Annotated in this window: 15 protein-coding genes, 1 tRNA gene and 2 pseudogenes; 11 read left to right on the top strand and 7 right to left on the bottom strand. The window is 68.5% G+C overall.

What is annotated here, in order from left to right:
* Nucleotides 1-12: 12 nt before the first annotated feature.
* From ON23_RS39745 to ON23_RS03540, 3 genes and pseudogenes are all read left to right on the top strand, one after another.
* Nucleotides 13-2,852, top strand: a pseudogene (locus ON23_RS39745) (non-ribosomal peptide synthetase); the annotation flags it as partial.
* Nucleotides 2,829-7,058: a non-ribosomal peptide synthetase gene (locus ON23_RS39750; RefSeq protein ID WP_373282162.1), complete on the top strand. Its 4,230-nt coding sequence runs from the start codon at nucleotides 2,829-2,831 to the stop codon at nucleotides 7,056-7,058. The pseudogene ON23_RS39745 and the gene ON23_RS39750, both read left to right, overlap by 24 nt.
* Nucleotides 7,055-7,750: a DUF6875 domain-containing protein gene (locus ON23_RS03540; RefSeq protein ID WP_051041928.1), complete on the top strand. Its 696-nt coding sequence runs from the start codon at nucleotides 7,055-7,057 to the stop codon at nucleotides 7,748-7,750. Before ON23_RS39750 ends, ON23_RS03540 begins: the two co-directional genes overlap by 4 nt.
* 177 nt (nucleotides 7,751-7,927) lie before the next feature.
* On the opposite strand, the gene ON23_RS03545 is transcribed toward ON23_RS03540, so the two are convergent.
* Nucleotides 7,928-8,566, bottom strand: coding sequence for a TetR/AcrR family transcriptional regulator (locus ON23_RS03545; protein WP_039776285.1), 639 nt, complete (start codon nucleotides 8,564-8,566; stop codon nucleotides 7,928-7,930).
* 121 nt (nucleotides 8,567-8,687) lie between these two features.
* Between ON23_RS03545 and ON23_RS03550 the strand changes: the two genes are divergently transcribed.
* The 3 genes from ON23_RS03550 to ON23_RS03560 all read left to right on the top strand — a co-directional run bounded on the left by ON23_RS03550 (nucleotide 8,688) and on the right by ON23_RS03560 (nucleotide 11,776).
* Complete coding sequence (locus ON23_RS03550; protein WP_039776287.1) at nucleotides 8,688-9,713, top strand: ABC transporter substrate-binding protein; 1,026 nt, start codon at nucleotides 8,688-8,690, stop codon at nucleotides 9,711-9,713.
* A complete protein-coding gene (locus tag ON23_RS03555) occupies nucleotides 9,710-10,711 on the top strand; it encodes a substrate-binding domain-containing protein (protein ID WP_039776289.1) in 1,002 nt (333 codons plus the stop codon). The genes ON23_RS03550 and ON23_RS03555 overlap by 4 nt, the downstream gene beginning before the upstream one ends.
* Nucleotides 10,712-10,774: 63 nt before the next feature.
* The gene (locus ON23_RS03560) at nucleotides 10,775-11,776 is read left to right on the top strand and encodes an amidohydrolase family protein (protein ID WP_039776291.1); all 1,002 of its coding nucleotides are present in this window, start codon (nucleotides 10,775-10,777) and stop codon (nucleotides 11,774-11,776) included.
* 293 nt (nucleotides 11,777-12,069) lie between these two features.
* Here the strand turns inward: ON23_RS03560 and ON23_RS03565 are convergent.
* Nucleotides 12,070-12,145 (bottom strand) — tRNA-Arg (locus ON23_RS03565).
* Nucleotides 12,146-12,531: 386 nt separating this feature from the next.
* Nucleotides 12,532-13,506 (bottom strand): Acg family FMN-binding oxidoreductase, encoded by a 975-nt coding sequence (locus ON23_RS03570; protein ID WP_039776293.1) that lies wholly within the window; start codon nucleotides 13,504-13,506, stop codon nucleotides 12,532-12,534.
* 136 nt (nucleotides 13,507-13,642) lie between these two features.
* On the opposite strand from ON23_RS03570, the gene ON23_RS03575 reads away from it, so the two are divergent.
* Nucleotides 13,643-14,497 (top strand): universal stress protein, encoded by an 855-nt coding sequence (locus ON23_RS03575; RefSeq protein WP_039776295.1) that lies wholly within the window; start codon nucleotides 13,643-13,645, stop codon nucleotides 14,495-14,497.
* 17 nt (nucleotides 14,498-14,514) lie between these two features.
* Here the strand turns inward: ON23_RS03575 and ON23_RS03580 are convergent, their stop codons facing one another.
* Nucleotides 14,515-15,450 carry a TIGR03564 family F420-dependent LLM class oxidoreductase gene (locus ON23_RS03580; RefSeq protein WP_039776297.1) on the bottom strand — a complete coding sequence of 312 codons (936 nt, stop codon included), beginning with the start codon at nucleotides 15,448-15,450 and terminating at the stop codon, nucleotides 14,515-14,517.
* Nucleotides 15,451-15,557: 107 nt separating this feature from the next.
* Here ON23_RS03580 and ON23_RS03585 point away from each other — a divergent pair, with 107 nt between their 5' ends.
* Complete coding sequence (locus tag ON23_RS03585) at nucleotides 15,558-17,795, top strand: M20/M25/M40 family metallo-hydrolase (RefSeq protein WP_083903675.1); 2,238 nt, start codon at nucleotides 15,558-15,560, stop codon at nucleotides 17,793-17,795.
* 16 nt (nucleotides 17,796-17,811) lie between these two features.
* Here ON23_RS03585 and ON23_RS03590 read toward each other — a convergent pair.
* Nucleotides 17,812-19,279: pseudogene (locus tag ON23_RS03590) on the bottom strand (flavin-containing monooxygenase).
* A 456-nt stretch (nucleotides 19,280-19,735) separates the two neighbouring features.
* Here ON23_RS03590 and ON23_RS03595 point away from each other — a divergent pair.
* From ON23_RS03595 to ON23_RS03605, 3 genes are all read left to right on the top strand, one after another.
* Nucleotides 19,736-21,370, top strand: coding sequence for a long-chain fatty acid--CoA ligase (locus ON23_RS03595; protein WP_039776340.1), 1,635 nt, complete (start codon nucleotides 19,736-19,738; stop codon nucleotides 21,368-21,370).
* A 230-nt stretch (nucleotides 21,371-21,600) separates the two neighbouring features.
* Nucleotides 21,601-22,086: a PaaI family thioesterase gene (locus tag ON23_RS03600; protein ID WP_039776302.1), complete on the top strand. Its 486-nt coding sequence runs from the start codon at nucleotides 21,601-21,603 to the stop codon at nucleotides 22,084-22,086.
* A gap of 253 nt (nucleotides 22,087-22,339) precedes the next feature.
* On the top strand, nucleotides 22,340-23,974 hold the full coding sequence (locus ON23_RS03605) for an acyl-CoA synthetase (RefSeq protein ID WP_039776303.1): 1,635 nt from the start codon (nucleotides 22,340-22,342) through the stop codon (nucleotides 23,972-23,974).
* Nucleotides 23,975-24,019: 45 nt separating this feature from the next.
* On the opposite strand, the gene ON23_RS03610 is transcribed toward ON23_RS03605, so the two are convergent.
* Both ON23_RS03610 and ON23_RS03615 read right to left on the bottom strand, forming a co-directional pair.
* A complete protein-coding gene (locus ON23_RS03610; RefSeq protein WP_030513337.1) occupies nucleotides 24,020-24,412 on the bottom strand; it encodes an SCO5389 family protein in 393 nt (130 codons plus the stop codon).
* Nucleotides 24,413-24,469: 57 nt separating this feature from the next.
* Nucleotides 24,470-25,513 (bottom strand): nitronate monooxygenase, encoded by a 1,044-nt coding sequence (locus ON23_RS03615; protein ID WP_174376456.1) that lies wholly within the window; start codon nucleotides 25,511-25,513, stop codon nucleotides 24,470-24,472.
* Nucleotides 25,514-25,846: the final 333 nt, after the last annotated feature.

Below are 25,846 nucleotides of genomic sequence, written 5' to 3' on the forward strand. Positions count from 1 at the left end.
AGGGATGAGCGCATGACCTGCGAGGATCCGACTGCGAGCCCGGCGTCCGCGTCTGGTCTGCCCCCCGGAGCGTTCGAGCTGTCACCGGCCCAGGCAGGTCTGTGGCATGCCCAGCAGCTTCTGCCGTCGGTGCCGCTGTGCGTCGCTCAAGTTCTCGAGATCGACGCCGAACTCGATGTGGCCCTCCTGCAACGGTGTGCCCTCGTCGCCGGGCATGAGCTGGCGTCGCCGTTCCTCACTTTCCTGCGCCACGACGGCCGGATCGTCCAGCGGGTGGACCACAGCTTGCAGCGCACGATTCGGATCGACGATTTCAGCGAACGTCGCGACCCCCCAGCAGCCGTCCGGGAATGGATCGACGCCGATCTCCGCGCGCCCATCGACCTCCTCGTCGATGAGCCGGGGTGCTCGCACCTGTTCCGAGTCGGTCGGCACCATTACTGGTGGTATTCGCGCGCGCATCACGTGGGCATCGACGGCATCGGCGCGATGATCCTGTTGCGCCGCACCGCCGAGCTGTATTCAGCGGCGTGCACCGGAACCGAAGCTCGGCCGTCGGGCGCCCTCGCGCTGCCGGACATCGTCGCCGGCGAGTGCGCCTACCGTCGTTCGGCACGCGCCGAGCGCGACCGTATCTACTGGCAGGAGTGCCTCGCCGGGCTTCGTGCGGTGCCCTCGCTCAGCGGCCGGGTGGCCCCGCCGCGCGCCGTTCCGCTCGCCGCGCGTGGCGTACTGCCCCCCGAGTCCGAGGACGCGTTGTCGGCGGCCGCCGGTCGTTTCGATGCGCAGACTCCCGTGCTCATCGTGGCGACGGTGCTCGCCTATCTCGCCCGGATGACGGGGCGCGTGACGTCGTCGTCTCACTCCCGGTCGCTGCCCGGACCACCGCGGCGTTGCGTCGCTCGGCGGGCATGGTGGCGAATATCGTCCTCCTGCGTGCACACGTCGATCCGGATACGACGGTCGCAGACCTGGTCCGGCAGGTGCGTCTGGCGGTGACCGGCGCGCTACGCCACCAGCACTACCGGCTCGAGGACGTCCGGCGCGACCTGGAGCCGGCACTCGGCGGCCATGGTGCGCTCGGGCCGGTGATCAACCTGATGCTCGTCGATGAATCGCTGCGGTTCGGTGGCGAGCCCGTCGGCGTGAAGGTGCTGCCGGTAGGTGTCGTCGAAGACGTGGCGTTGAATGTCTGCCGATTCGGCGCGCACGCTCCCTTGCGCATCGACCTCTCGGGAAATCCGGCCCTCTACACCGACGCCGCCCTGTCCGAGCACCATGCCCGGCTCCTGAGACTGCTGGATGCGGTCGTGGCGGCCGAGCCCGATACGTTGGTGGGCGCCCTGCCGCTGCTCACGCCCTCGGACGAGGCGCATCTCCACGATCGCGCGAGGGAGCACGTCGAAGCATCTTCCGTCGCGCTGCTTCCCGACATCCTCGCCGACGGTGCGGCACACGCCCGCGCGGCCGCGGTCGAGGCGGACGGTGTCCGGTGCGGGTACGCCGAACTCGATAACTTGTCCTCGCAATGGGCGCGTGAGCTCATCGCGGCGGGGGCGGGGCCCGAGACTGTGGTGGCGGTGCTCGTCGATCGGTCGCTCGCTTCGGTCGTGGCATTCCGGGCCGTCGCCGAGACCGGCGCGACGTGGATGCCGATCGACCCCGCGACTCCGGATGAACGGGTCGCCCGGATGCTCGCCGACGCTCGTCCGGTAGTCGGGCTGACCGTCGGCGACTACGCCGGTAGGCGATCCGGCGGGCTGCGGTGGATCGTCCTGGACGATCCGGAAACGTGCGCCCGGGTGCGCGCGCGTCCGGCCGCGCCGGTTCGCGATTCGGAGCGGACCCGCCCGTTGCGCAGCACACACCCCGCCTACCTGATCTACACATCCGGCACCACCGGCTCGCCCAAAGGCGTGTCGATCACCCACCGTGGACTGGCGAATCTGACTCGATACGTGGTGGCGCACTATCGGGTGCGGCCTAGTTCCCGCGTGTTGCTGGCGCACGCTCCCGGCTTCGACGCGGCACTGCTCGAACTGCTCGCCGCGTTCGGCGCCGGTGCCACCATGGTCGTCTGTCCGCCCGACGTCATCGGCGGCAGCGCACTCACCCGGCTGCTCTCGGACCGGCGGATAACCCATTACCTGTCCACCCCGGCGGTGCTCGCGACAATGGATCCGGCCGCGCTGCCCGGGCTGGAGACGGTCGTCACCGGCGCCGAAGCGTGCCCGCGAACCATCGTGGCGGCGTGGAGCGACCGGCACCGGCTGATCAACAGCTACGGCCCGACCGAGACCACCGTCATCGCCACCCAAACCGAACCGCTCGGCGTCGACGGGCCGATCACGATCGGCACACCCGCGGCCGGGGCGGAAGTGGTCGTGCTGGACCGGCGGCTGCAGCGGCAGCCGCGCGAGGCGAGCGGTGAATTGTATGTCTCGGGTCCAGGCATCGCCCGTGGGTATCACCGCTCTCCGGCCCTGACCGCCACCCACTTCGTCGCCGATCCCTACGGCCCCGCCGGAAGCCGGATGTATCGCACGGGCGATCTGGCACGGCGGCGCCTCGACGGGGCTTTCGACTACCACGGCCGTGGTGACAGTCAGATCAGCCTGCGGGGTATCCGGGTGGAACCGCACGAGATCGAATCCGCGTTGGCGGACGACCCACAGGTCGCCCGCGCGGCGGTGGCGATCCATCCCGGTCCCTCCGGTGATGTGCTCGTCGCCTACCTCGTCCCCGCCGGCGCCGAACTCGCCGCCGATTCGGTGCTCTCGCGCGTACGGCGGGCGCTGCCGCAACCGCTCGTACCGACCACTGCGATCGTGCTGCCGGAACTGCCGCGGACCGCCAACGGCAAACTCGATCGGGCCGCGCTGCCCGCTCCGGCGCTGTCCGCGGCGCGCTACCGTGCGCCACGGACCCCCACCGAGGAGGCGGTCGCGTCCACGGTCGCGCAGCTACTCGGCATCGCGCGGGCCGGGCGCGACGACGACTTCTTCGCCCTGGGCGGCCACTCGCTGGCCGCTACGCAACTCGCGTCCCGGCTGTCCGAATCCACCGGTGCGGTGCTCGGGGTGCGTGACGTTTTCGAGCATCCGACCGTCGCCGCACTGGCACGTCGTATCGATGAGGGATCCGAGGGCGCTGCGCTCGTACAACTCACCCGGCGAGATCCACGCCCGCGACGCATCCCGCTCGCGCCCGCGCAGCGACGATTGTGGATCGCCAACCAACGGGATCCGGACAGCGCCGCGTACAACATGCCGTTCGCGGTCCGGTTGGACGGCTCGCTCGACACCGGCGCGCTGACCGATGCGCTGCGCGATGTGCTGGAACGCCACGAACCGCTACGAACGGTATTCCCCGCCGATGCGCAGGGGCCGGCCCAGCGTGTCCTGCCGGTAGACGAGCTACAGCTCGAACTGTCCCCTCAGCCGATCGCACCGGAGGAACTCGGCGCACGGCTCGAGGCGCTGGCGTCGGCGGGTTTCGACGCTTCGGTCGAGCCGTGTTTCCGGGTCACCCTGTTGCGGTTGGCGCCCTCCGCGCACGTGCTGGTGCTCGTCCTGCATCACCTGGTGGCCGATGGCTGGTCGATGGGGCCGCTGGCCCGCGATCTCGGCGCCGCGTACGCCGCTCGCTGTGCCGGGGACCGGCCCGGATGGTCCCCGCTACCGGTCTCCTATGCCGACTACGCCCTGTGGCACACCGATGTCCTCGGTGATGCGTCGAACCCGGATTCCTATGGCGCGGAGCAGATCCGGGGCCGGCAGCAGCGACTGGCGGGCCTGACACCGGAGCGCGTGCCGGCTTCCCGTCCCGGCGCGATCCGTCGCACCGCTCGCGGAGACCACATCACAGTCGGTGTGGACCCGGTGTCGTGTCAGCGGCTGTCCCGCATCGCGCACGCCGTCGGCGCGACCGATTTCATGGCCTACCAGGCAGTGACCGCGGTGTGGCTGCAGCGCCTGTCCGGAGGCGGTGACACCGTCGTCGCCACACCGACCAGCGGTCGTGGTGATCGCCGGCTCGACGCGCTGGTGGGTATGTTCGTCAACACGATTCTGCTGCGCGCGCAGGTGAACCCCTGCGACAGTTTTCGCCGCGTACTGTCGCGAGTCCGGGACTTCGACATCGCCGCATTCGCGCAATCCGACGTTCCGTACGAACAAGTCGTCGCGGCGATCGGCGCGTCCGATATGCAGCCGGCGCAGACGATGCTGATCGTGGAAACGGCTGTCGGCGAGCAACCCACGCTTCCGGGGCTCCAGCTCACCGAGGTTCCCCTCGAATTGTCCGTCGCGCGGTTCGACCTCGACATCACACTGACCCAGCGGCGCGACTCCGCCGGGAACTTGATCGGCGTCGACGCGCGATTCGGCTACGCCGCAGACCTTTTCAGCCGGCGCACCGCCGAGGCGTACGCCCGTATGTTCGCGACGCTGGTGACGACGCTGGCCGAAGACCCGGACACGGAGCTGAGCCGCCTCGCACCGGCCGCGTCGCCGGTCGCACCACCCGATCCGTCGCCTCCCGTCCGAACGCTGCCCGAACTGCTCGCCGCCGGCGCCCACCGAAACCCCGACGGACTCGCGATTCGAGATGGCGACCGCGCGCTGTCCTACCGCGCCCTGGAATCGCGGGCAGCCCGCGTGGCGCGCGAGCTGATCGAACTCGGCGTGGGGCCCGAGCAGATCGCCGCCGTCGCGATCCCCCGCAGCCTCGAATCGGTCCTCGCCTGGTGGGCGGTCACGATGACGGGGGCCGCAACGCTGATGATCGACCCCGACCAGCCCCGCGGGCGGATCGCGACGGTGATGAGCGACGCCCGACCGGTCTCCGGGGTCACCCTCGCGCGCCATGCCGCGGCTCTGCCGCAACCCGCCCGCGGCTGGGTGGTCCTCGACGATCCCGAGACCAGCGCGCATATCGCCGGCCGGTCCTCGGACGTGGTGACCGACGCCGAACGCACGGTGCCACTGCACGTCGATCACCCCGCCTACGTGACGTTCACCTCGGGCACCACCGGACGGCCGAAGGGGGTCACGATCACCCACCGCGGGCTCGCGGCCCTGACCGCGCATCTGACCGACCGCTATCGAGTCGGAGCCGACGCACGGATCGCGCACGCGCACGCACCCGTCTTCGACGCCTCGTTGCTCGAGCTGTTCGCCGGATTGGGTTGCGGCGCAACCGTGATCGTCGTTCCGCCCGGCATCGTCGGCGGCGCCGAGCTGACCCGGCTCCTCGCGCGCGAACGCGTGACCCACTACCTGTCCTCGCCGGTCGTGCTGTCCAGTCTCGACGCCGGACAGCTGACAGATCTTCGCACGGTGGTCACCGGCGGCGAGCCGGTCGATACCGGGGTGATCACCCGGTGGGCACATCCGCGACGCCGTCTGATCAACAGCTATGGGCCGACCGAAGCGACCGTGGTGTCCACCCAGACCGAGCCGCTCACGCCGGGCGGGCCGGTGTCCATCGGGGCGCCCATACCCGGCGTCAGCGCCCTGCCGCTGGACAGGTGGCTCGCCCTGCGCCCGCCCGATGTGCCCGGAGAGCTGTATCTGGCCGGCCCCAGCCTCGCCCGCGGCTACCACCGCGACGCCGCCGCCACGGCCGCCCGCTTCGTCGCCAACCCGTACGGCCCGCCGGGCAGCCGCATGTATCGCACGGGCGATCTCGTATGCCGCCGGCGCGACGGGAGACTGGACTACCACGGGCGGGTCGACAATCAGATCAACCTGCGCGGGCACCGCATCGAGCCGGGGGAGATCGAATCCCTGCTCGCCGCCCATCCGCAGGTTTCGCGCGCGGCGGTCGCGGTGTACCACCAAGGGCTCCCCGACGCCCGACTGGTCGCGTATCTGGTCCCCGAAAACGGCGCGGTCGATTCGGAGGCCGTGCTCGCCAGGGTCCGCGAGTCGCTACCGAGCCACCTCGTTCCCGCCGGTGCGTGCGTGGTCGCCGCCTTGCCGACCAATCAGGCCGGCAAATTGGATCGCGCTGCCTTGCCGGCACCCCCACCCGCGTCGGCGCGCCGGCCCGCCTGCGGCGATGTCGAGAAACTGGTCGTGCGGACCGTCACCGAACTACTCGGCGTCGAAGACGTCGCCGCGAACGACAACCTCTTCGCACTCGGACTTCATTCGCTCACCGCCACCGAACTCGCCGGGCTCCTGCGGGCGCGAACCGCGACGCCGATCACCGTGCGGGACATCTACACCCATTCCACACCCGAATCTCTTGCCGCACTTCTCGATCGAGATGTGGCCGCACCGGATGCGGCCGACCCGGATGCCGCCCTGCGCACCGTCCTGCCGATCCGCGCGGCCGGGACACTACCGGCGTTGTGGTGTATCCACTCCGCGATCGGTCTCGCGTGGTCGTTCGCCGGCCTGACCGCTCACCTCGACCCCGAGACTCCGATCTACGGACTGCAAATACCCCAACTCACCGATCCCGCTGCCGAATTCGACGCCATCGAACAGCTCGCCGACCATTACCTGACCGAGATTCGGGCACACCAGCCCCATGGGCCGTACAGCTTGCTGGGCTGGTCGGTCGGCGGTTCGATAGCCCACGCGATCGCCGTCCGGCTACGGGCCGAGGGCCGATCCGTCGCGCTGCTCGCAATGCTGGACAGTGCGGTGCTGACGCATGAGGCCTTCGCGGACGACGCGCCGGACGCCGCTCGAATACGGCGCCTGCTGAACAAGTTCGCAGTACACACCGAATCACTGGATGACCGACATCGTGAGGTGCTGTGTCGCACCGGTGTGCGCACGATCGACATGGCCCGGCGCTACAGTCCGGCGCGCTTTCCCGGCGATCTTCTGTATTTCGGTGCCGCCGGGCGGCCGGACGCCGATCTCGGCGTGAATTCGTGGCGGCCGTTCATCGGAGGAACCATCACCACACTGCGCGTTCCCGCAGACCACGACGAAATGACGAGTGCCGCAGCCTTGGAATTCATCGGGCCGCAGCTACGGATGCACATGCCGCGCCACCCACACCGTGTAGATGGCCTCGACCCCGAGGAGACACCATGACTACGCCGATAACCACACTGACCGGACATCGTTCCGGCATCGAATGGCTCAACCTGTTCGAGTCGGAACAGCCGGATCCCCGCGCGGCGCGGTTGGCGCAATGGTCTCGCGAGTATCTCACCGCACCGCACGAGGAACTCGGCAGACCGGGCGCCGTATGCCCGTTCATCAGCCAGGCAATCGCGAAGTGCCTGTTGTGGGCGACCTTCGTGGACGGTGATGTGGGCGCGCCGGCACTCGACGTCGTGGTCGACGATATGTACGACCGGTTCGTCCACCTCACGACGATCTCGGATTGGAAGCGCCCGCACGCATTGATCACGGTGCTCACGGAACTGTCCGATCACACCGTCATCGACGAGGTCCACGCTGCCCGGAAGACGCAGTTCGTCGAGCAGGGGTTCATGCTGGGGCAGTTCTATCCCGGCTGCTCGCATCCCGGGCTGTGGAATCACGACTTTCACCCGCTGGACACGCCTTGGCCGATGATCGTGGCCCGCAACATGATGACAACGGACCTGCCATTCCTGATCGCCCGACCGGACTGGTTGCGGGCCTATTTCAAAACCTTCGCCCCCGCGCTGCCCACCGCCCTCCGATGTCGTCTGGCCGAAGATCTGTGCGACCACGGGGACGCGATCGCGGACATCACCGCCAATCACGCCCTCATCGGATCCGAATACGCCCGCTGACGGAGACCGCCGACGCCGCGTCACGGGCGCGGGAGCGACGCGGCGTGGACACGCGCCGGCAACGATCGGGGAACGCGGGCGGCACTCGGCCGGCGCGCGGGTATGTGCCGTCGGCGGGGCACTATAAGGATGGGACCTGCGGTGACCAGCTCGCGCGGCGGTGTTCGCGCAGCGTGATCAGCGGTGATGGCGGAGCAGTCCGGCGTCGTTGAGTACGACACGGACATCGTCTGCGAAGCCGGCGGTATCCGTGAGCCCGAAGGCGGCGTGCTGGAGGACGAAACCGTGGAGTAATGCCATCACCACCCGGGCTCCGCGATCGGGATCCAGTTCGGTTGGCACGGTTCCCGCTCGCCGGCCGTTGCGGAGCGCGTCCGCGATGCGTTCGCGAACGTGCTCGAAGCCCACAGTGGCCTGCCGCCGCAGCCCCTCGTTGCGCAGTAGCTCGCCCCACGCCTGGACGGCACAGCGCAGAAGTTCGTCGACGGGGACGGACTGGCCTGCCCCGTCGACAGCGAGCTCACCGCTCACCGGGTCGACCGCCGCCGCGACCAGATCGGCAACCGTGACGTCGGCTGCGTCGGCGAGCTGCTCGACCGGGGCGAACATCACCCGGAAGGCGTCGCCGGCGATCTCGACGATGATCTCCTCCTTGCCGGTGAAGTAGCGGTAGGGAGCGCCCACCGAAACGCCCGCCTCGGCGGCGATGTCGGGCATAGAAGTCTGGTGGAAGCCGTCACGGGAGAAACAACGGCGAGCCGCCGCCACGATCTGCGCCCGGTTCGCCTCCCGATGCTCGGCGGTGATGCGTGGCATGAGGTCGCACTCCCTTCCATAAAAATGAATAGTCATTCGCCTTGACGATAGCGGATGTCCTTGCCATCCTGAAAGTGAAAGGTCATTCACGGAAACGCCGTCAAGGAAAGTAGGTCCTGCCATGACCGATCCGAAGCTCGATTTGGGTGTCTACCGGTATGAGCACACCGAGCCATTGTTCGACGGGCGGGTCACGATCGCCGGAGCCGATGTCACCCTGCACACGTCGCCGCTGATCTCGGATGTGTTCCGCCGCATGGCCGAACGTGAACTGGATATCGCGGAGTTCGGGCTGACCTACTTCCTGCGAGCGTTCGACCTGGACGATTCGCCGTTCCTGGCTCTCCCGATCTTCCCGAACCGCAACTTCCGGCACTCGTCACTGTTCGTCAATTTGGACAGCGGGATCGAGAAGCCGGAGGATCTGGTGGGCAAGACGGTCGGGGAGTTCGCGCTGTGGGGAAGTGATCCGGGTGTCTGGATGAAAGGCGTCCTGGCCGAGGAATACGGCGTCACTCCCGATCAGATGCGCTGGGTGATCGGTGGCACCGACCACGCGATCCCGGCCTTCGGCTGGATTCCGCAACCCGTGCCCGAGGGCGTCGATGTCCGCCACGCCGAGGAGGGCCGGACGCTGGCCGCGATGCTCGAAGTGGGTGAGATCGATGCGCTGCTGTCGGTCGATGTCCCGGCGGCCCTGCTCGACGGTTCGACGAAGAAGATCCGGCGGCTTTTCGTCGACTACGAAGCGGTCGAGCGAGACTACTACCGCCGCACCGGTATCCATCCGATGATGCACGTCGTCGCGATACGCCGGCAACTGGCCGAACAACCGGGTCTTGCGCAGTCGGTGTATCGCGCGTTCGACGAGGCGAAAACCATTGTGCAGGAGCACTATCGGGTCGATGCGGCCAAGCAGCACATGTCCGTGATCACGCCCTGGTTCAGTGAGTTGTTCGCGGAGAACCGCGCGCTACTCGGCGAGGACTGGTGGCCCTACGGCCTGGACGCCAACCGCAAGGCTGTCGACACGTTTCTGCGGTACCACCACGAGCAGGGCCTGTCGAAGCGACTGCTCACCTCCGAGGACATCTTCGTCCCTGGCGTGGAGTGGGCTACCTCCCCTGAAAGCGGAGCCATCGAATGAGCGAGCCCACACTGTATGTGGGCACGATGCCCTACGAGACCACGCAGGCGCTGCTCGACGGGAGTGTCACCTTCGACGGTATCCGGGCGCGGCTCGACACCGCCGACCTCGCCTCCGACATCTTCCGCCGCATGGTGCACGACCGGGAGTTCGACGTGGCAGAGCTGGGCCTGACCGTGTACCTCCGCACACTCGACTCGGAGGAGTCCCCGTTCGTCGCGATCCCTGCCTTCCCCGCGCGGATTTTTCGTCACTCGGCCATCTTCGTCAACACCGCGAGCGGGATCTCCCGCCCCGAGGACCTCGCCGGAAAAACGGTGGGAGAGTTCGGGATGTACGGGCAGGATTCGGGAATCTGGGCCAAGGGGATACTGTCGGACGATTACGGCCTCACCCCTGAGCAGTGCCGCTGGGTTATCGGCGGGCTGGACCGGCAGATGCCGCCGTTCGATTTCGTCCCTCATATCCACCCCGCGCACGTACGCGTCGAGCAGGCACCTCCCGGACGTTCCCTCAGCGCGATGCTCGAGCGCGGCGAGATCGACGCGCTGATCTCCTCCAACGTTCCGCGGTGCGTGATGGATGAGTCCCCGCACGTCGCCCGGCTGTTCCCGGACCACGAAGCCGTCGAACGCGACTACTACCGCCGCACAACAATTTTCCCGATCATGCACACCGTCGTGCTGCCCCGGTCGTTGGTCGCGTCCCGTCCCGGCCTGGCCCGAATCGTCTACGAGGCATACCTGGCGGCGAAGAATGCGGGCACGGACCGATATCGCACCGGCCGCAAGCTCTACCAAGTTCGCACGATGCTGCCGTGGACCAACGCCTTATTCGACCGCAACGCCGAACTCTTCCCGGCCGACTGGTGGCCCTACGGCCTCGACGCCAACCGCAAGACGATCGACACCTTCCTCAGATACCACTTCGAACAAGGACTGTCGCCTCGCCGGCTGACCTGTGAAGAGTTGTTCGTTCCGGAACTTCTCGATACATGAGGGGCAGGAACCGGAACGGGAACTGGCGAGCACCACACCATTCATCGACGAACCGGAAGTCATATGAGCACCGATTACCGCATCATCGCGCTCGAAGAACATATCGTCACCACCGAAGTGCTCACCGCCTGGCAGAAGCTGGAGCCACGGTGGCGCGACCTCGCCCTGACGCCCTCCAGCCTGGGGGACAGCGGGCGGCGTCTGGCCGACATCGGCGACGAACGCCTCGCGGCGATGGACGCCGCAAGCATCGACGTGCAGGTCCTGTCACTGACGGCGCCCGGCGTGCAGAACCTCGAGCCCGCCGACGCGATCGTCTTGTCGTGCGAGGTGAACGACCAACTCTCCGACGCCGTTCGCACCCGGCCGGACCGATTCCAGGCCTTTGCGACACTGGCCACCCCGGCACCCGAGGCCGCGGCCATGGAGCTGGAGCGCGCCGTCACCACACTCGGACTCAGCGGTGCCATGGTCTTCGGCCGAACCCGCGACCGGCACCTCGACGCACCCGATTTCCAGCCGCTGCTGGAAACCGCCTCGGCATTGCGCGCACCGCTGTATCTGCATCCGCAGTCGCCGCCGCCCGGCGTACGCGAGGCGTACTACGCCGGGCTCGGCGACCAGCTCGATGCGGCCGTGGCCACCCACGGCATCGGCTGGCACTACGACTGCGGCGTCGAACTGCTGCGGCTGATCCTGTCCGGGGTCTTCGACCGGCTACCCGACCTCCAGGTCGTGGTCGGGCACTGGGGCGAGCTGATGCTGTTCTTCCTCGACCGCATCGACACCAACCTCACCGCGCTCGCCGGGCTGGACCGACCGATCTCGGACTACCTGCGTTCCAACGTATTCGTCACGCCCAGCGGCATTCTCAGCCAGAAGTACCTGCGCTGGGCCGCGGAGACCCTCGGCACCGACCGAATTCTGTTTGCCGCCGACTACCCCTTCGTCCCGCTGTCGACCAGGGCGCGAACGTTTTTGGACGCAGCGGCGTCGGACCCGGTCGTGCGGGCCGGGATCGGCTCGGGAAACTGGGACAGGATCCAGGCCCGGATCCGCCGATGACACCTCGGAACAGTAATTCGTTTTGGTGGCGGTGGTTGGCGGCGGGCTCGGATAGGGGCGTCCGCAGTGAACTGGCGGTGACTCGTCGCGGTCACCAAGAAGGCTCGAACGGGCAGCGCCGGCGCGTGCCGTCTCGGCTGGACTTGTTGTGGTGCCGCTGCACGTGTGTCGCAGGTTCATGCCCCTTTCAGGGAAGGGCTCGAACCTGCGACGAGCAACCTCGGAAATGCCCGAGCTCATTTTTGGCGGAGGGCACGTCAACCGCTGTGCCCTGCGGAAACAACGACGCAGGTTGGTGCCCTCGGCAGGATTCGAACCTGCGACACCCGCTTTAGGAGAGCGGTGCTCTATCCCCTGAGCTACGAGGGCGTGAACCTGGCGCGACAGTGTGAAAGACCCCGTTTCACAACGGGTTTCGCACCTGCCTCGCAGTGGTCCACGGTGCCTGTGCCTCCCGGGGGTGACGAACAGGCGTGGTCAGTCTAGCGTGTGGCGGGCCGGTGGCTAGCTCGCCAGGGTGGCTCGCGCCGAGGGGAGGTAGCGCAGCCAGGACGGGGCGACGGCCGCGCCCAGTCGCAGGCCCCTGGCGTAGGACCGGAAGGCGGCGTGGTCGCCGGGTTCCGAATGGACGCCGAGCAGGTCACAGGCGCGGGGGTGGCCGCGGCGATCCGCGGCGAAGTCACTGAAAAGGTGACACGTGGACCTTCTCGGTAATTCACGCCCGGGTCATCGGCGCGAACCGGCCGCGCCGCGCCTCACCGCGGCAACGACAGGAAATCCTCGACCGGGCGGCGCGGGGTGGGCGGGACGAAGGTGTCGTGGGGTGCGGTGCCCAGGCGGATGAGTACCTGGGGTATGCGGTCGGGGTCGGGGAGAAGGCTGCTGATCGCGCGGACGGCGGCCGGTATTTCGGTGATGTGGGTGAGGGGGCAGGTCGCGAGTCCGGCCGCTGTGGCGGACAGCAGGGCGGTGGACAGGGTTTCGCCGGTCGCCAGCCATTCGTGCGGGGTGTTCTCGGCGGTGCTGAGCACCACCAGGGTCGCGTGATCGGGTTCGCCGGTGCGGTGCGGGCTTCCGGGCGGGATCGGGAAGTCGCGGCCGACGTCGACCAGCGCGGCCTCGCGCGCGGTGGGCAGAGCGGAGGGCGGGATCCCTTCCGGAAGGTCGAAATTACCGGTCCACCAGCGTAATTCGTTCTGATACGGAGTGTCGAACTGTTGCATGGCGGCGGTCTGCTCGGAGGCGGCGGCGAGCCGCGGCCGCACCGAATCGTCGACCGCGTTCAGCCGCACACCATCGATCTCGGCCACCTCGCGCAACTGCTCCACCAGCTCCGGCCGGTCGGGCGCCGACATCGGCAGCCGGTCGGTGCGGCGCGCGCGGATCGCGGCGGCGAGGGCCCGTTCCCGGTCCGACGGCGCGCGCGGCGGTTCGAATTCGGCGACGGCCAGCAGGTCGTGCAGCCCTTCCTCGGGAACGTAGGACACCGTGATCGGATGTCCCTGCTCGGCGAAGGCGATCCGGGCGTGATGCAGATTGGCGCCGCAGCTGATCACCTCCTGGCGCCCGCTCGGATCGGCCACCTTCAGTTGCCGGGTGGAATCGCTGAACAGGTGCAGGCGGGTCCCGTCGAAATCCCAGTGCCAGGGCTGGGTGTTGTGCACGGACGGGGCGCGGGCGGCCAGCTGCAGGGCCGCGACGATGGTCGAGCGGTCGGGAACGTGCTGCATGATGCCTCCCAGAGCGATATCTCGTCGGGTGCATTCGCCAGAGTATTGCCAGTATCGCAATTGTCGCCATCGCGGCCGGTAGGGTGGGGGTGTCTTCGCCCTGGAACGCTCGTGAACCGCTCGGAAGGTGGGACGCATGGCCTCGAAGGCGCCCGTGGTGGTGGGAGTCGACAGTTCCGACGACGCGCTGCGGGCCGCGCGCTGGGCCGCGAACGATGCGGCGCTGCACCGGGTTCCGCTGGAAGTGATCTCGGCGGTGCCGCCGGTTCCGCAGGACCGTGCCGCGGACGAGGGCGTACGCGCCTACCACGAGCGCTCGCGCGAGCAGGCGCAGCGCGCCGTCGCGGAGGCCGCTCGGGTGGCGGCCGATATCGCCCCGAAAATCGATATCGACACCGCCGTCATCGACGCGCCGATCATTCCCGCGTTGCTGTCCCAGGCCGACGAGGCCCGCCTGGTGGTGGTCGGCGCCCGCGGGCTCGGGGCATATCAGCGCAGCCTGCTCGGCTCGGTCAGCACCGCGCTGGTGCGTCACGCTCGCGGCACGGTCGCCGTGGTGCCGGCGGATCCGCTGCTCGGTTCCGAACGTCCGGTGCTCGTCGGATACGACGATTCCCCGTGCAGCGCACAGGCTCTCGCCATCGCCGTCGACGAGGCCCGGCGGCGGCAGACCGATCTGGTGGTGGTGCACACCTGGCAGCGGTTCGGCGACTACCCCTCCCCGGCTGCCCTGGAAGAGGAGGGCAATCGGCTCCTCGACGATGCGCTGGCCGCGCACGAGGATCCGGACGAACCGATCTTGGTGCGGCGGGTCGTCGTCGAGGATCGGCCGGTGCGGCGCATCCTCGACGAATCCGCCGCCGCACAACTCGTCGTGGTCGGCAGTCACGGCAAGGGCGGATTTCCCGGGATGACGCTGGGTTCCACCAGCCAGGCGCTGATGCACAGCGTCGAATGCCCGATCGTCATCGCCCGGCCCCGCACCGAATGATCAGGCGGTGAGCGTGATCAAGCGGTGAGCTCGGCCAGCAACTTCCAGGTGCGCAGCTGATCGTCCTCGCCGGCGAGGTCGGTCTGGTGGATCAGCAGTTCGGTGGCACCGGCGTCGACATATGCCCGCAGGCCGCGGGCGACGTACTCCTCGTCGCCGATCAGCGCCACATCGACCGCGTGCGCGACCCCCTCGCGGTCGAGAACCGCGCGGTAGGAATCGAATTGCTCGTAGAACCCGAGCGCCTGCGCCGCGGTCTCGCGCACCTCGTCGGCGCGATCGGTCACCACTGCGACCACACCGGCGACCACCTGCAGCGGCCGCACCGGATTCGCCGGGCGAACCCGCTGCAGGGTGGGCACGATATGTGATTCCAGCGTGCGCGGCCCGGCGAGGAACGGCAGCACGCCGTCGCCGACTTCGCCGGTGGCCCGCAGCGCCAGCGGGCCCATGGCGGCCACGAGCAGCGGGATATCGCCGCCACCGTGCACCGTCGTGGGGATCGGCGGGCGCGCGTACACCCGCTCGCCCTGGACATCGACGGTGCCGTCCTCGATGGCCTGGCGCAGCGCGATCAGATATTCGCGCAGCCGCCGGACCGGCTTGTCCTCCCGGATGCCGAAGGCCGCCGATTCCAATGGCGGAGCGCCCAATCCGATTCCCAGGCGGAAGCGTCCTCCCGACGCGGCCTGCGCGGTCTGGGCCTGCGACGCGACGACCAGCGGATGCCGCGGATTGATCGGCACCACGGAGGTGCCCACCCCGATCTCCGGCACGGCGAGTCCGACGACCGCCGCGAGGGTCAGCGCGTCGAGATCGAATTTCTGCCCGAACCACACCGAGCGCACCCCGGTGTGCTGCGCCGCGGTGGCGAGTCGGAGGACCTCGTCGACGTCGTTGGCCGCGTCGGGTCGCGGCCACACCGACACCCCGATCGGAACTGGAAGGCTCATCGGACCGAGGCTAATCCGCGCATCGGGCGATCCCACAGTTGTGCTCGCACGGATCGAAACCGTTGCCGTGGCGGCCATTTGCGCGTCGCCGCCGTTACCATCGCACGATGGGGCGTCGAGTATCCGGTGTGCTGGCTTTCGCTGTCCTGGTCGCGATCGCGATCGCGACGGCCTGGGAGCAGCAACCGCACGGATATCGCGACGTCGAGACCCCGGCCGGAGAGTTCAGTGCCGAGCGCGCGCTGGCGACGATCCGGGAGATCGCCTCGCGGCCGCATCCCGTCGGCACCGCCGAACACGACCGGGTGCGCGACCATCTGGTGGCAAAGCTACGAGAACTGGGACTGGACACCGATGTTCACTACGGAGTGGGCCGGTATCCGGTGGACCCGCATCGTGCGGTAGCGGTGCTGGGGGAGACCGGAAATATCGTCGCCCGCTGGCCGGGCAGCGCCGCGACCGGAACGATATATCTTGTCGCGCATTATGATTCGGTCCCGCCCGGCCCCGGCGCGAACGACGACGGGGCCGGCGTCGCGACCGTTGTGGAGGCGGTGCGCGCGCTGCGGGCGAGCGGACTGCGGCCGCGCAACGATCTCGTGGTACTGCTCACCGATGCCGAAGAGGTGGGCCTGCTCGGCGCCGAGGCCTTCGCGAGCTCCGGCGGCGCCGATCCGCGCGGCGGTGTGGTGATCAATCACGAGGCGCGTGGCGCCGGCGGTCCGCCGATGCTGTGGCGGATCGGTCATCCCGATGCCGGGCTGATCGGCGTGGTCACCGGGGTGCCGCATCCGAACACCGATTCGCTGTCCACGACGCTGGCCGGTGATCAGACCGGGAGCACCACCGACTTCGCGGCGCTCGATCCGCACGGCTTCCGGGTGCTCGATTGGGCCTTCGCCGGTCGAAATGCCTACTACCACAACCCGTTCGACGATCCGGACCACGTCGACCTCGCCACCGTGCAGCAATTCGGTGACAACACCACCGCCGCGGCACGCGAATTCGCGGCGCGGGATCTGCGGGCCACGGCCGATCAGCCGGATCGCGCGTATTTCCCGCTGCCGTTCGGTGTGCTGGTGGTACTGCCGCTGTGGGTGGTGGTCGCGGCCGCGATGGCGTCGGTGCTGCTCGTGGCCTGGGTGGTGTGGCGGATCCACCGGACCGGGGAGGCGACGATCGGCCGGACTCTGGGCGCGGCGGCGACCGCGCTGGTGGCGGTTCCGATCGGGATGGGCGTCGTCTATGGGGTGTGGACGGCGATCACGGCGATCCGCCCGGAGTACCGCGCGCTGTTCGTCGATCCCTACCGGCCGCAGTGCTACGGCGCGGCCGTGGTGACGGCGTGTGTGGCCGTCCTGGCCGCCTGGTACGCCCTGTCGCGGCGGCTGTTCGGGCCCTCCGCGACCGCCGTGGGTGTGCTGTGCGCGGTGACCGCGATCGGTGCGGTGGTCACGGCCCTGTCGCCGGCGGCGGGGGTGATGGTGGTGGCCCCGGCGCTCGCCGCCGTCGCCGGTGTCGTGCTGACGTTCCCGATGCCCGACCGTCTGCGGTTGCCGGTGCTCACCCTGTTCCTCGTCCCGGCGGCGGTATTCGCCGGTGGCACCGCGTACGCGGCGTTGCAGACCGGAATCGCCGCCGCCGCCTATCTCACCGCGCCCGTGGTGCTGGTTCTCGGTGGTTTGTTCACGCTGACCCTGACTCATGCGTGGCCGAACCGCCGCGCCGTTCTGATCCCGGTCGCGGCGGTGGTCCTCACGGTGGCGCTCGCGGCGGCCGGGACGATCGTCGACCGGTTCGACGCTCGACATCCACTGATGTCGCAACTGTCGTACGCGCTGGATGCGAACAGTCGCGAGGCGCAGTGGATTTCCACCGCGGCGCCGGATCGATGGACGCGGACATTCGTCGAATCCGGTTCCGCACAGGGAGCATTCGCACAGTTGTGGACCGACGCGGCGGCCGTCGGCGCCGCCCCGGTGCACGACCTCTCCGGTCCGGCGGCCGACATTCTCTCCGATCGCACCGAGGCGGATCTGCGCACCGTGCGACTGCGGCTGCGATCCACGCGCGGGGCCACCTCCGTCGCGCTGCGGTATGCCGGGCAGATCCGCTCATTGACGGTCGCGGGGCGCGACGTCACGCCGGTGCCGGCCGCGGGGTTCCGCTTCCACGCGCCGACGGCCGCGGGGGTCGAGGTCGAGGTCACGGCGCCGGCCGGGCCGCTCACCCTCCGGGCCGTCGATTACAGCTGGCTGCCCGACGCGCATCTCGCCGACGCGCCGGCGGACATCTACTACCGGCAGGACAGCACGGTCGCGGTGTTCACCACCATCCGGTTGTGAACACCGCGGCGGCGAATCAGGATCCGGCCACGCCCTCGGCATAGTCGGCCGGGTCGAAACGCCGTGTCTTCCACCGGAACAGCAGGGTGGCGCCGGGCCAATTGTTGGTGATGCGGCCGGAGGCGTTGCGGTACCAGCTGGAGCAGAAGTTCCACGGCGTATCGGCCAGGCGCTTGCGCAACCAATCGTCCCAGGCCTGTTCGGCGGCGGGCCGCGCGGCGAGGAAATGTCCGGGTTTGGCGGACAGATACTCCACCAGCTGCCGGATATAGCGGGCCTGTGATTCCAGCATGTAGATGATCGAGCCGGAGCCCACATTGGTATTGGGCCCGTACATCATGAACAGATTGGGGAAGCCCGGCACCGACATACCCAGGAATGCCCGCGCGCCCTCCGGCGCCCATTCGTCGGACAGTTTGCGGCCGCCGAGACCGTAGATGTGCATCGGCGCGAGGAATTCGGTGCCCTTGAATCCGGTGCCGTAGATGATCACGTCCACCGGATGCTCGACGCCGTCGGCGGTGCGGATTCCGTTCGCCGTCACCGCCTCGATGGCGGTGGTCTCCACACTGACATTGGGCTGGGCGAGCGCGGGGAAGTACTCGTTGGAGAAGAGGCCGCGCTTACATCCGGCGGCGTAATCCGGAGTCAGTTTGGCGCGCAATTCCTCGTCGGGTACGGCGTTGGCGCGATGCCGGTCGGCGATCGCGATCACCGGATGTTTGATCCACGGCACGTCGGTCAGTGCCAGTGCCATCACCTCGAAGAAGGTCCAGATGGCGAAGCGTTCGGCCCATCGGCTGGGCGGAAAGTACTTGAACAGCGCGTGATGCAGGCCGGTGTATTCGGTATCGAATTTTCGGCAGCACCCAGGCCGCGGAGCGCTGGAACAGGGTGAGATGCCCGACGGTCGGCTGAATGGCCGGAATGTATTGGATCGCACTGGCTCCGGTGCCGATGCACGCCACCCGCTTACCGGTGAGATCGACGTCGTGGTCCCATTCGGCGGAGTGGAAGGCGGGACCGGTGAAGGTGTCGATGCCGGGGATGTTCGGCATCGCCGGACGCGAGAGCTGGCCCACCGCCGGAATCAGGACGTCGGCGGTGAGGGTTTCGCCGCCGGCGGTGCGCACCTGCCAGACACCGCGCGCGGCATCGAATTCCGCATCGGTGACCTCGATGCCGAAGCGGATCTTGCGCGGCAGATCGTACTTCTCGGCGACCGCGCGCATGTACGCGTGGATGTCGCGCTGCTGGGAAAAGCGGCGCGGCCAGTCGGATTTGGGTTCGAACGACCACGAGTACAGCGGGGAGGGCACATCGCAGGCCGCCCCCGGATAGGTGTTCTCACGCCAGACACCGCCCAGATCGCCGGCCTTCTCGACGATGGTGAAATTGTCGATACCGGCGCGCTGCAATTCCAGCGCCATGCCGAGGCCGGCGAATCCGGCGCCGATGATCACGATGGATGGCGTGGCAGTCATAGTCGAAGAGTAGAGCGCTGGACGGTCGTTTCCGAGAGATCAGCGGCCAACGAATCAATATTTCCGGCCACGCCGCGGCGGCCGCGTCGGACCGGACATGCGACTCCGCTGGACAGTTCCGGCCCGCCGAACCTACTATCTATAGCAGTTCCTCTTCAAAAAGCCTGTCCCGGTGGGCATTTGGCGTTTCGACGGCGCTGCAGGGGGTGTCGTCGCGCGTCCGCGGCCATTCGGGACGGATCTGCCGTACCTGGGTGCACCCGGACGGCAGGGGCGGCTGCACGTGGCGATCAGGGGTTCGCCACGTGCAGCCGATTCATCCCATGTCCGTGCAGTTCGTGCCGTGTGTCGGGGGAAAAGTGGACCATCCGGTCGGGTCGATAATCGCTACGTCCGGTTTCGGCTATCCTCGCGGCAGGTGTGACGTCGTTCACCGGTGAAGGAGTGCGGTTACTGATGTTGAGCACGATGCAGGACGATCAACTGTCGCTGGCCACCCTGCTGCGATATGCGTCCACGTTCCACGGCGATGCCACGGTGTCGACGTGGACGGGGGACGGGGTGCGCACCATGACCTATCGGGAATTGGGTGCGGAATCGGCGCGGCTGGCCAACGCGTTGCGGGGGCTGGGGATCGATGTGGGCGATCGGGTCGCCACGTTCATGTGGAACAACAACGAACATATGGTCGCCTACGCCGCCGTGCCCGCGATGGGCGCCGTGCTGCACGCGCTGAACCTGCGGCTGTTCCCCGAGCAGGTCACCTACGTGGCCAATCACGCCGAGGATCGGGTCGTGATCGTCGACGGCTCGCTGCTGCCGATGTTCGCCGGATATCTGCCGACGCTGAAGACCGTCCGCCACGTCATCGTGGCCAACGGCAACGCCGCGGATCTGACCGCCCCCGAGGGCGTGCAGGTGCATTCCTACGCGGAACTGCTTGCGGGACAACCGGATACCTACGATTTCCCGGTCGTCGACGAACGCTCCGCGGCCGGGATGTGCTACACCTCCGGCACCACCGGCGACCCCAAGGGCGTGGTGTATTCGCACCGGTCCAACGTGCTGCACGCCATGCAGGTGCTGACCAACGCGAGTATGGGATTCACCTCCGACGACACCGTCCTGGCCATCGTGCCGCTGTTCCACGCCAACGCCTGGGGCCTGCCGTACGCCGCGATGCTGTCGGGGGCGAGCGTGCTGATGCCCGACCGCTTCCTGCAACCGGCGCCGCTGCTGGAGATGATGGCCGCGGTGCAGCCGACCTTCGCCGCGGCGGTGCCGACCATCTGGGGTGGCGTACTGGCGCAGTTGGAGGCGAAGCCGCAGGACATCACGCATCTGCGCGAGGTGGTCGTCGGTGGATCCGCGCTGCCGCCCTCGATGATGCGGGCCTTCCAGGAGAAGCACGGCGTGCGCCTGCTGCACGCCTGGGGAATGACCGAGACCTCCCCGCTGGGCAGCGTCGCGCATCCGCCCAAGGGCGTGACGGGCGAGGACGAATGGGAGTACCGCTACACGCAGGGACGGTTCCCGGCCCTGGTGCAGGCGCGCCTGGTCGGCGACGACGGCTCGGTGCTGCCCAACGACGGCGAGGCCGTGGGCGAACTCGAGGTGCGCGGCCCGTGGATCGCGGGGGCCTATTACTCACCCGAGGGCGCGTCCGTCGACCCGGACAAGTTCGACGACGGCTGGCTGCGCACCGGTGACGTCGGCAAGATCACGCCCAACGGCTACCTCACGCTGGTCGACCGATCCAAGGATGTGATCAAGTCCGGCGGCGAATGGATCTCCTCGGTCGATCTGGAGAACGCGATCATGGGTCATCCGGCCGTCGCGGAGGCCTCGGTGATCGGAGTGCCGGACGAGAAGTGGGACGAGCGGCCGCTGGTCGCCATCGTCCTCAAGGAGGGCTCGACCGCAGAACCGGCCGAATTGCGCGATTTCCTGGCGGACAAGTTCGCCAAATGGCAGTTGCCCGAGCACTGGACCTTCATCGACGAGGTGCCCAAGACCAGCGTCGGCAAATTCGACAAGAAGCGGCTGCGGGCTCGGTATGCCGACGGCGAATTGAGCGTCACGACGCTGTGAGATAGAGCGTCACGACGCTGGGAAATAGAGCGTCCCCGCCGCTGTGAACGGACCCCCGCAGGCGCGGCCGGAACATCCGGTCGCGCCTGCGGTGTGAGCGCGGTGCGGTGGTGCCCGGCCGTGCCGGTGGGCGAGGGATCGGGGAACCTGTTGGCGCTATGTCAACAAGGTGTCGTAGGCTGAGCACCGGCGTCCGGTGGGCGTCCGATCATGTGCAGAAAGGGTTGGCGATGAGCGAGACGAGCAGCGCCGAGACGAACGACGACACCCCCGCCTTCGCGGATGTGGTGAACGGCGCGCTGGAGTTCACCATCCCGATCGCGCACAAGATGGGTGTGCAGGCGCTCGAGGTACGGCCCGGATTCGCCGCCACCACCGTGCCGATCGAGGGCAACGGCAACCACTTCGGGGTCATGTACGCCGGCGTGTTGTTCACCGTCGCGGAAATTCTCGGCGGCGCCATTCCGATCGCCACCTTCGACAGTGCGAAGTACTACCCGCTGGTGAAGGATCTGCAGATCTTCTTCCGCAAGCCGGCGAAAACCGATGTGCGGGCCCAGGCTTCGCTCTCGGAGGAGGAGATCGCCCGGGTGATCGCCGACGCCGAGGCCAACGGCAAGGCCGACTTCACCCTGGAGGCCACCGTGACCGACGCCGACGGCGTGGTGGTCGCCGAGACGCGCGGGCTGTACCAGTTGCGCGCGCACGGAAAGTAGCGACCGGGGCCGCACGGCCGGGAGACCGATGCGGCATACTGCCGGTCGACCGACAGTGTGCCGCGGGGTTACGGTGAGGGCGCGTACCGTCGAAGGGGCGGTGTCGTAGCGCCCGACAGGGGAGCCCGCGTGGCCGCGCAGCCGTTGCCTCCTCGCGGCCCCCGCTCCACCGGGCGGGGACAGAGAGGTCCGGCGTAATGGGCGTGCACCGCCATCCGATGCGAGACAGTCGGCGCGGCAGGGGGATTCGAGCATGACGGTGAATCTGCTACGCACGCTGATCACGCGGGCGTGGGCCGAACTGGAATATCTGCGGCTCGCGGTCGGCAGTGGCGTGGTCGGGATCGAGTCGCCGTTGACGTTGCTGTCCGCGGGCGACGCGCTGCTCCGGCACGGCGCGCTGCCCGCGCTGCTGCGGCTGGCCGCCGCCCGCTACGGCGATCGCGCCGCGGTGATCGACGAACTCGGCACGCTGAGCTATCGCGAACTCGAGGACCGCTCCAACCGGCTGGCCAACGAATGGCGCAAACGCGGACTGCGCACCGGCGAGGGTGTGGCGATTCTGGCCCGCAACCACCGCGGCCTGCTCGACGCGGTCTTCGCCGCGGCCAAGTGCGGGGCCCGGATCATCTTGTTGAACACCGATTTCGCCGGGCCGCAACTGCGGGACGTGGCGGCCCGGGAGGGCGCCGATCTGCTGGTGTACGACGAGGAGTACGAATCCATCCTCGGCGATCTGAGCCCTCGGCGCGGGGCCTATCGGGCGTGGTCGGAGACCGGGCACACCTCCAGCCTGGAGTCGCTGATCACCGCGGGCTCGCCCGCCACGCCGCCGATCTCGCGTTCCGGCGCCAAGATCATCCTGTTGACCAGCGGCACCACCGGCACGCCCAAGGGCGCGCCGCGGTCGGAGCCGCGTTCGCTGGAACCGCTGGGCGCGATTCTCAGCAAGGTGCCGTTCCGGACCCGCGAGGTGACCGAATGTCCGGCACCGCTGTTCCACACTCTCGGTTTCGCAATGTCGTTGCTGGCCATCGGCTTCGGCTCGACATTGGTGATCCGGCGGCGATTCGATCCGCAGCGGGTGCTCGACAGTATGGCCGAGCACCGTGCGACCGCGCTGATCGTGGTGCCGGTGATGCTCGCGCGCATGGTCGAATCGGGTCCGCAGGCGGTGCGCGAGCGGGACCTGTCGGCGCTGCGCATCGTTTTCGTCGCCGGAGCGCAGCTGGGCGCCGAGTTGTGCAGGCGCGTGACCGCCGCGTTCGGGCCGGTCGTCTACAACCTGTACGGCTCCACCGAGGTCGCCTACGCCACCATCGCCACGCCGGAGGATCTGGCGGTGGAGCCGGGATGTGTGGGGTCACCGGTGGTGGGCGCGGTGGTCGAGATCCTCGACGAGCAGGGCGAGCCGGTACCGCCCGGGACGAGCGGGCGGATCTTCGTCCGCAACGCGATCCCCTTCGACGGCTATACCGGTGGCGGCGGTAAGGAGCGGATCCGCGGCCTGATGTCCACCGGCGATGTCGGCCATTTCGATTCGGCCGGAAGGCTTTTCATCGACGGACGCGACGACGACATGATCGTCTCCGGCGGGGAGAACGTATTCCCGGCCGAGGTCGAGGAATTGCTCGACGCACATCCGGACGTGCGCGAGGCCGCGGTCATCGGCGTGCCCGACGACGAATACGGCGCCCGGCTGGTCGCTTTCGTCGTCCGCACTACCGAAACCCTCGGCGCGGAGGAGATCAAAGCGCATGTGAAGGCCAACCTCGCGCGCTACAAGGTGCCTCGCGACGTGGTGTTCATCGACGAGTTGCCGCGCAACCCCACCGGCAAGGTCCTCAAACGGCGGCTGCGGGAATGGGGCGAGGGGCCCGGAGCGTAACGCCGGTTCCGGCGCCGGACATCTCCGGCGCCGGAACCGTACGGTTCAGCAGTTACGCAGTTCCGGGCTCTGATTGAGCAGTTGAGCGCGGGTGGAGATGAAGGTGGAGTAGGTGTCGCCACCGACGGCCGACAGCGGGAAGGCCGCCACCCGGTGGCAGTTCTGGAAGGCGAGCTTGATGCCGAAATGCCGCTCCAGGCTGCCGCGAATCGAATCCGACGCCATCGCGCGCAGCAGCTGGCCGCGGGCCGTCTCGTCCGGCGGGGGCACCTGATTGTCCGCGAATTCTGCTGTGCCGGAACGCAAGTCTGCAGCCACCCGGCTGACGACCTCGTAGGCGTAGGGCAGGGAGGTACGAACGCATTCGACGAATTCCTCGTCGCTGACCGGACCGCTTTCGGCGCGTTCGAGCAGTGCGGCTGGGACATCCAATGACATGACGCTCTCCTCGTGGGATGGCGGGTGATGTCCCACGAGTCTAAACGACAAACGTTGTCAACAAGACCCGAACGGCCGCGAAAGTGCCGATTGCAGAGCGGCTTTCGTATCCTCGGTGAGCGTGCGCACCAGGTCGGCGGCCGGAACGGCGTCGGCGAGGGTGTGCGCCTGCCCGGCCCACAGATTCACCGCGTCGGGGTTGTCGGCGGCGCGGGCGTGCGCGCGCAACGGTCCGGTGGCGTAATGGATTTCGGGGTAGGCCGCGGGCGCGTCGGGGTTGTCGAGCATGAATTGATTGCGCAGGCCACGGGCCCGGCGGCCGCTGAAGGCGCGGGTCAGCATGGTGGGCGTCTCGATCGCGAGCGCATCGCGGTGCAGTGCCGAGGTGCCCGCCTCCGGGCAGCGGAGGAAGGCCGTGCCCAGCTGTGCGGCCGCGGCGCCGGCGGCGAGGACCGCGGCGATACCCGCGCCGGTGGCGATGCCGCCCGCCGCGACCACGGGCGTGTCGACCGCGGCGCGCACCAGCTGCACCAGTGCGAGGGTGGTGAGGGGATCGGCGCCGTCCTCCTCGGGCCGGTCGGCGAAACCGCCGCGATGCCCGCCGCCCTCCGCGCCCTGGGCGACGAGGACATCCGCACCCGTCTCGGCGGCGACCCGGGCCTCGGGCACCGAGGTCACCGTGACCCACACCTCGGTTCCGGCCCGATGCAGGCGCTCGATCTCGGCCTCCGACGGGCAGCCGAAGGTGCACGAGACCACCGCGACCGGCTCGGTGGTGAGCAGATCGAGCTTCTCGTCCCAGGCGTCGGCGTCGAACCGCGCCTCGCCGAGCGGGAAACGCCGGCCCAGCCGGTCGAGGTAGGCCGCGAAGTGTTCCGGCGGTGTGGGCGCGCCCGGGACGAACAGATTCACCCCGAACGGGGTCTCGGTCAGCTCGCGCAGCGCCGCGATGCGCGCGGCGGTATCGGTGGCGCTCAGATATCCGGCGGCGAGGAATCCCAGGCCGCCCGCGTTGCCGACAGCGGCGGCGAGTTCCGGGGTGGACGGGCCGCCGGCCATCGGCGCCAGCACGATCGGGGTGCGCACGTTGTCGAGGATCACCCCCTCAGTCTGAACCCGCCCGCGCGCCTCGGTAACGGTGCCCACGGGACCAAGATCAGCCTTCCACCTGCGAATTCCGCCACGGAGGTTGCGAAAAGGTCACGACGGAGTACAGTTTCCGTCACAACAGATGCCGAATCGTTACCGAATGCCAGGTTTCGTCCGGCGTCGCCACCGAGTTGATCGACGCTAGGACGAGCCTTGCCGCAGCACCGTGAGACATCCAGTTCCGTATCCGTTCAGGACCTGCTCGGTGACATCTCCGCCGGTAGCGGCGCGGCTGAGCGTCCCACTCGTCATCGTGCCCAGCCGCGCACCGGCGACCGGATGAAG

This window comes from Nocardia cerradoensis NBRC 101014 (genome assembly GCF_000308535.1).
Classification (GTDB): Bacteria; Actinomycetota; Actinomycetes; order Mycobacteriales; family Mycobacteriaceae; genus Nocardia; species Nocardia cerradoensis.

Coding starts and splice junctions, on each gene's coding strand:
- ON23_RS03540 (WP_051041928.1), top strand. CDS start 7,055: ATGACTACGCCGATAACCACACTGACCGGACATCGTTCCGGCATCGAA.
- ON23_RS03545 (WP_039776285.1), bottom strand. CDS start 8,566: ATGCCACGCATCACCGCCGAGCATCGGGAGGCGAACCGGGCGCAGATC.
- ON23_RS03550 (WP_039776287.1), top strand. CDS start 8,688: ATGACCGATCCGAAGCTCGATTTGGGTGTCTACCGGTATGAGCACACC.
- ON23_RS03555 (WP_039776289.1), top strand. CDS start 9,710: ATGAGCGAGCCCACACTGTATGTGGGCACGATGCCCTACGAGACCACG.
- ON23_RS03560 (WP_039776291.1), top strand. CDS start 10,775: ATGAGCACCGATTACCGCATCATCGCGCTCGAAGAACATATCGTCACC.
- ON23_RS03570 (WP_039776293.1), bottom strand. CDS start 13,506: ATGCAGCACGTTCCCGACCGCTCGACCATCGTCGCGGCCCTGCAGCTG.
- ON23_RS03575 (WP_039776295.1), top strand. CDS start 13,643: ATGGCCTCGAAGGCGCCCGTGGTGGTGGGAGTCGACAGTTCCGACGAC.
- ON23_RS03580 (WP_039776297.1), bottom strand. CDS start 15,450: ATGAGCCTTCCAGTTCCGATCGGGGTGTCGGTGTGGCCGCGACCCGAC.
- ON23_RS03585 (WP_083903675.1), top strand. CDS start 15,558: ATGGGGCGTCGAGTATCCGGTGTGCTGGCTTTCGCTGTCCTGGTCGCG.
- ON23_RS03595 (WP_039776340.1), top strand. CDS start 19,736: ATGTTGAGCACGATGCAGGACGATCAACTGTCGCTGGCCACCCTGCTG.
- ON23_RS03600 (WP_039776302.1), top strand. CDS start 21,601: ATGAGCGAGACGAGCAGCGCCGAGACGAACGACGACACCCCCGCCTTC.
- ON23_RS03605 (WP_039776303.1), top strand. CDS start 22,340: ATGACGGTGAATCTGCTACGCACGCTGATCACGCGGGCGTGGGCCGAA.
- ON23_RS03610 (WP_030513337.1), bottom strand. CDS start 24,412: ATGTCATTGGATGTCCCAGCCGCACTGCTCGAACGCGCCGAAAGCGGT.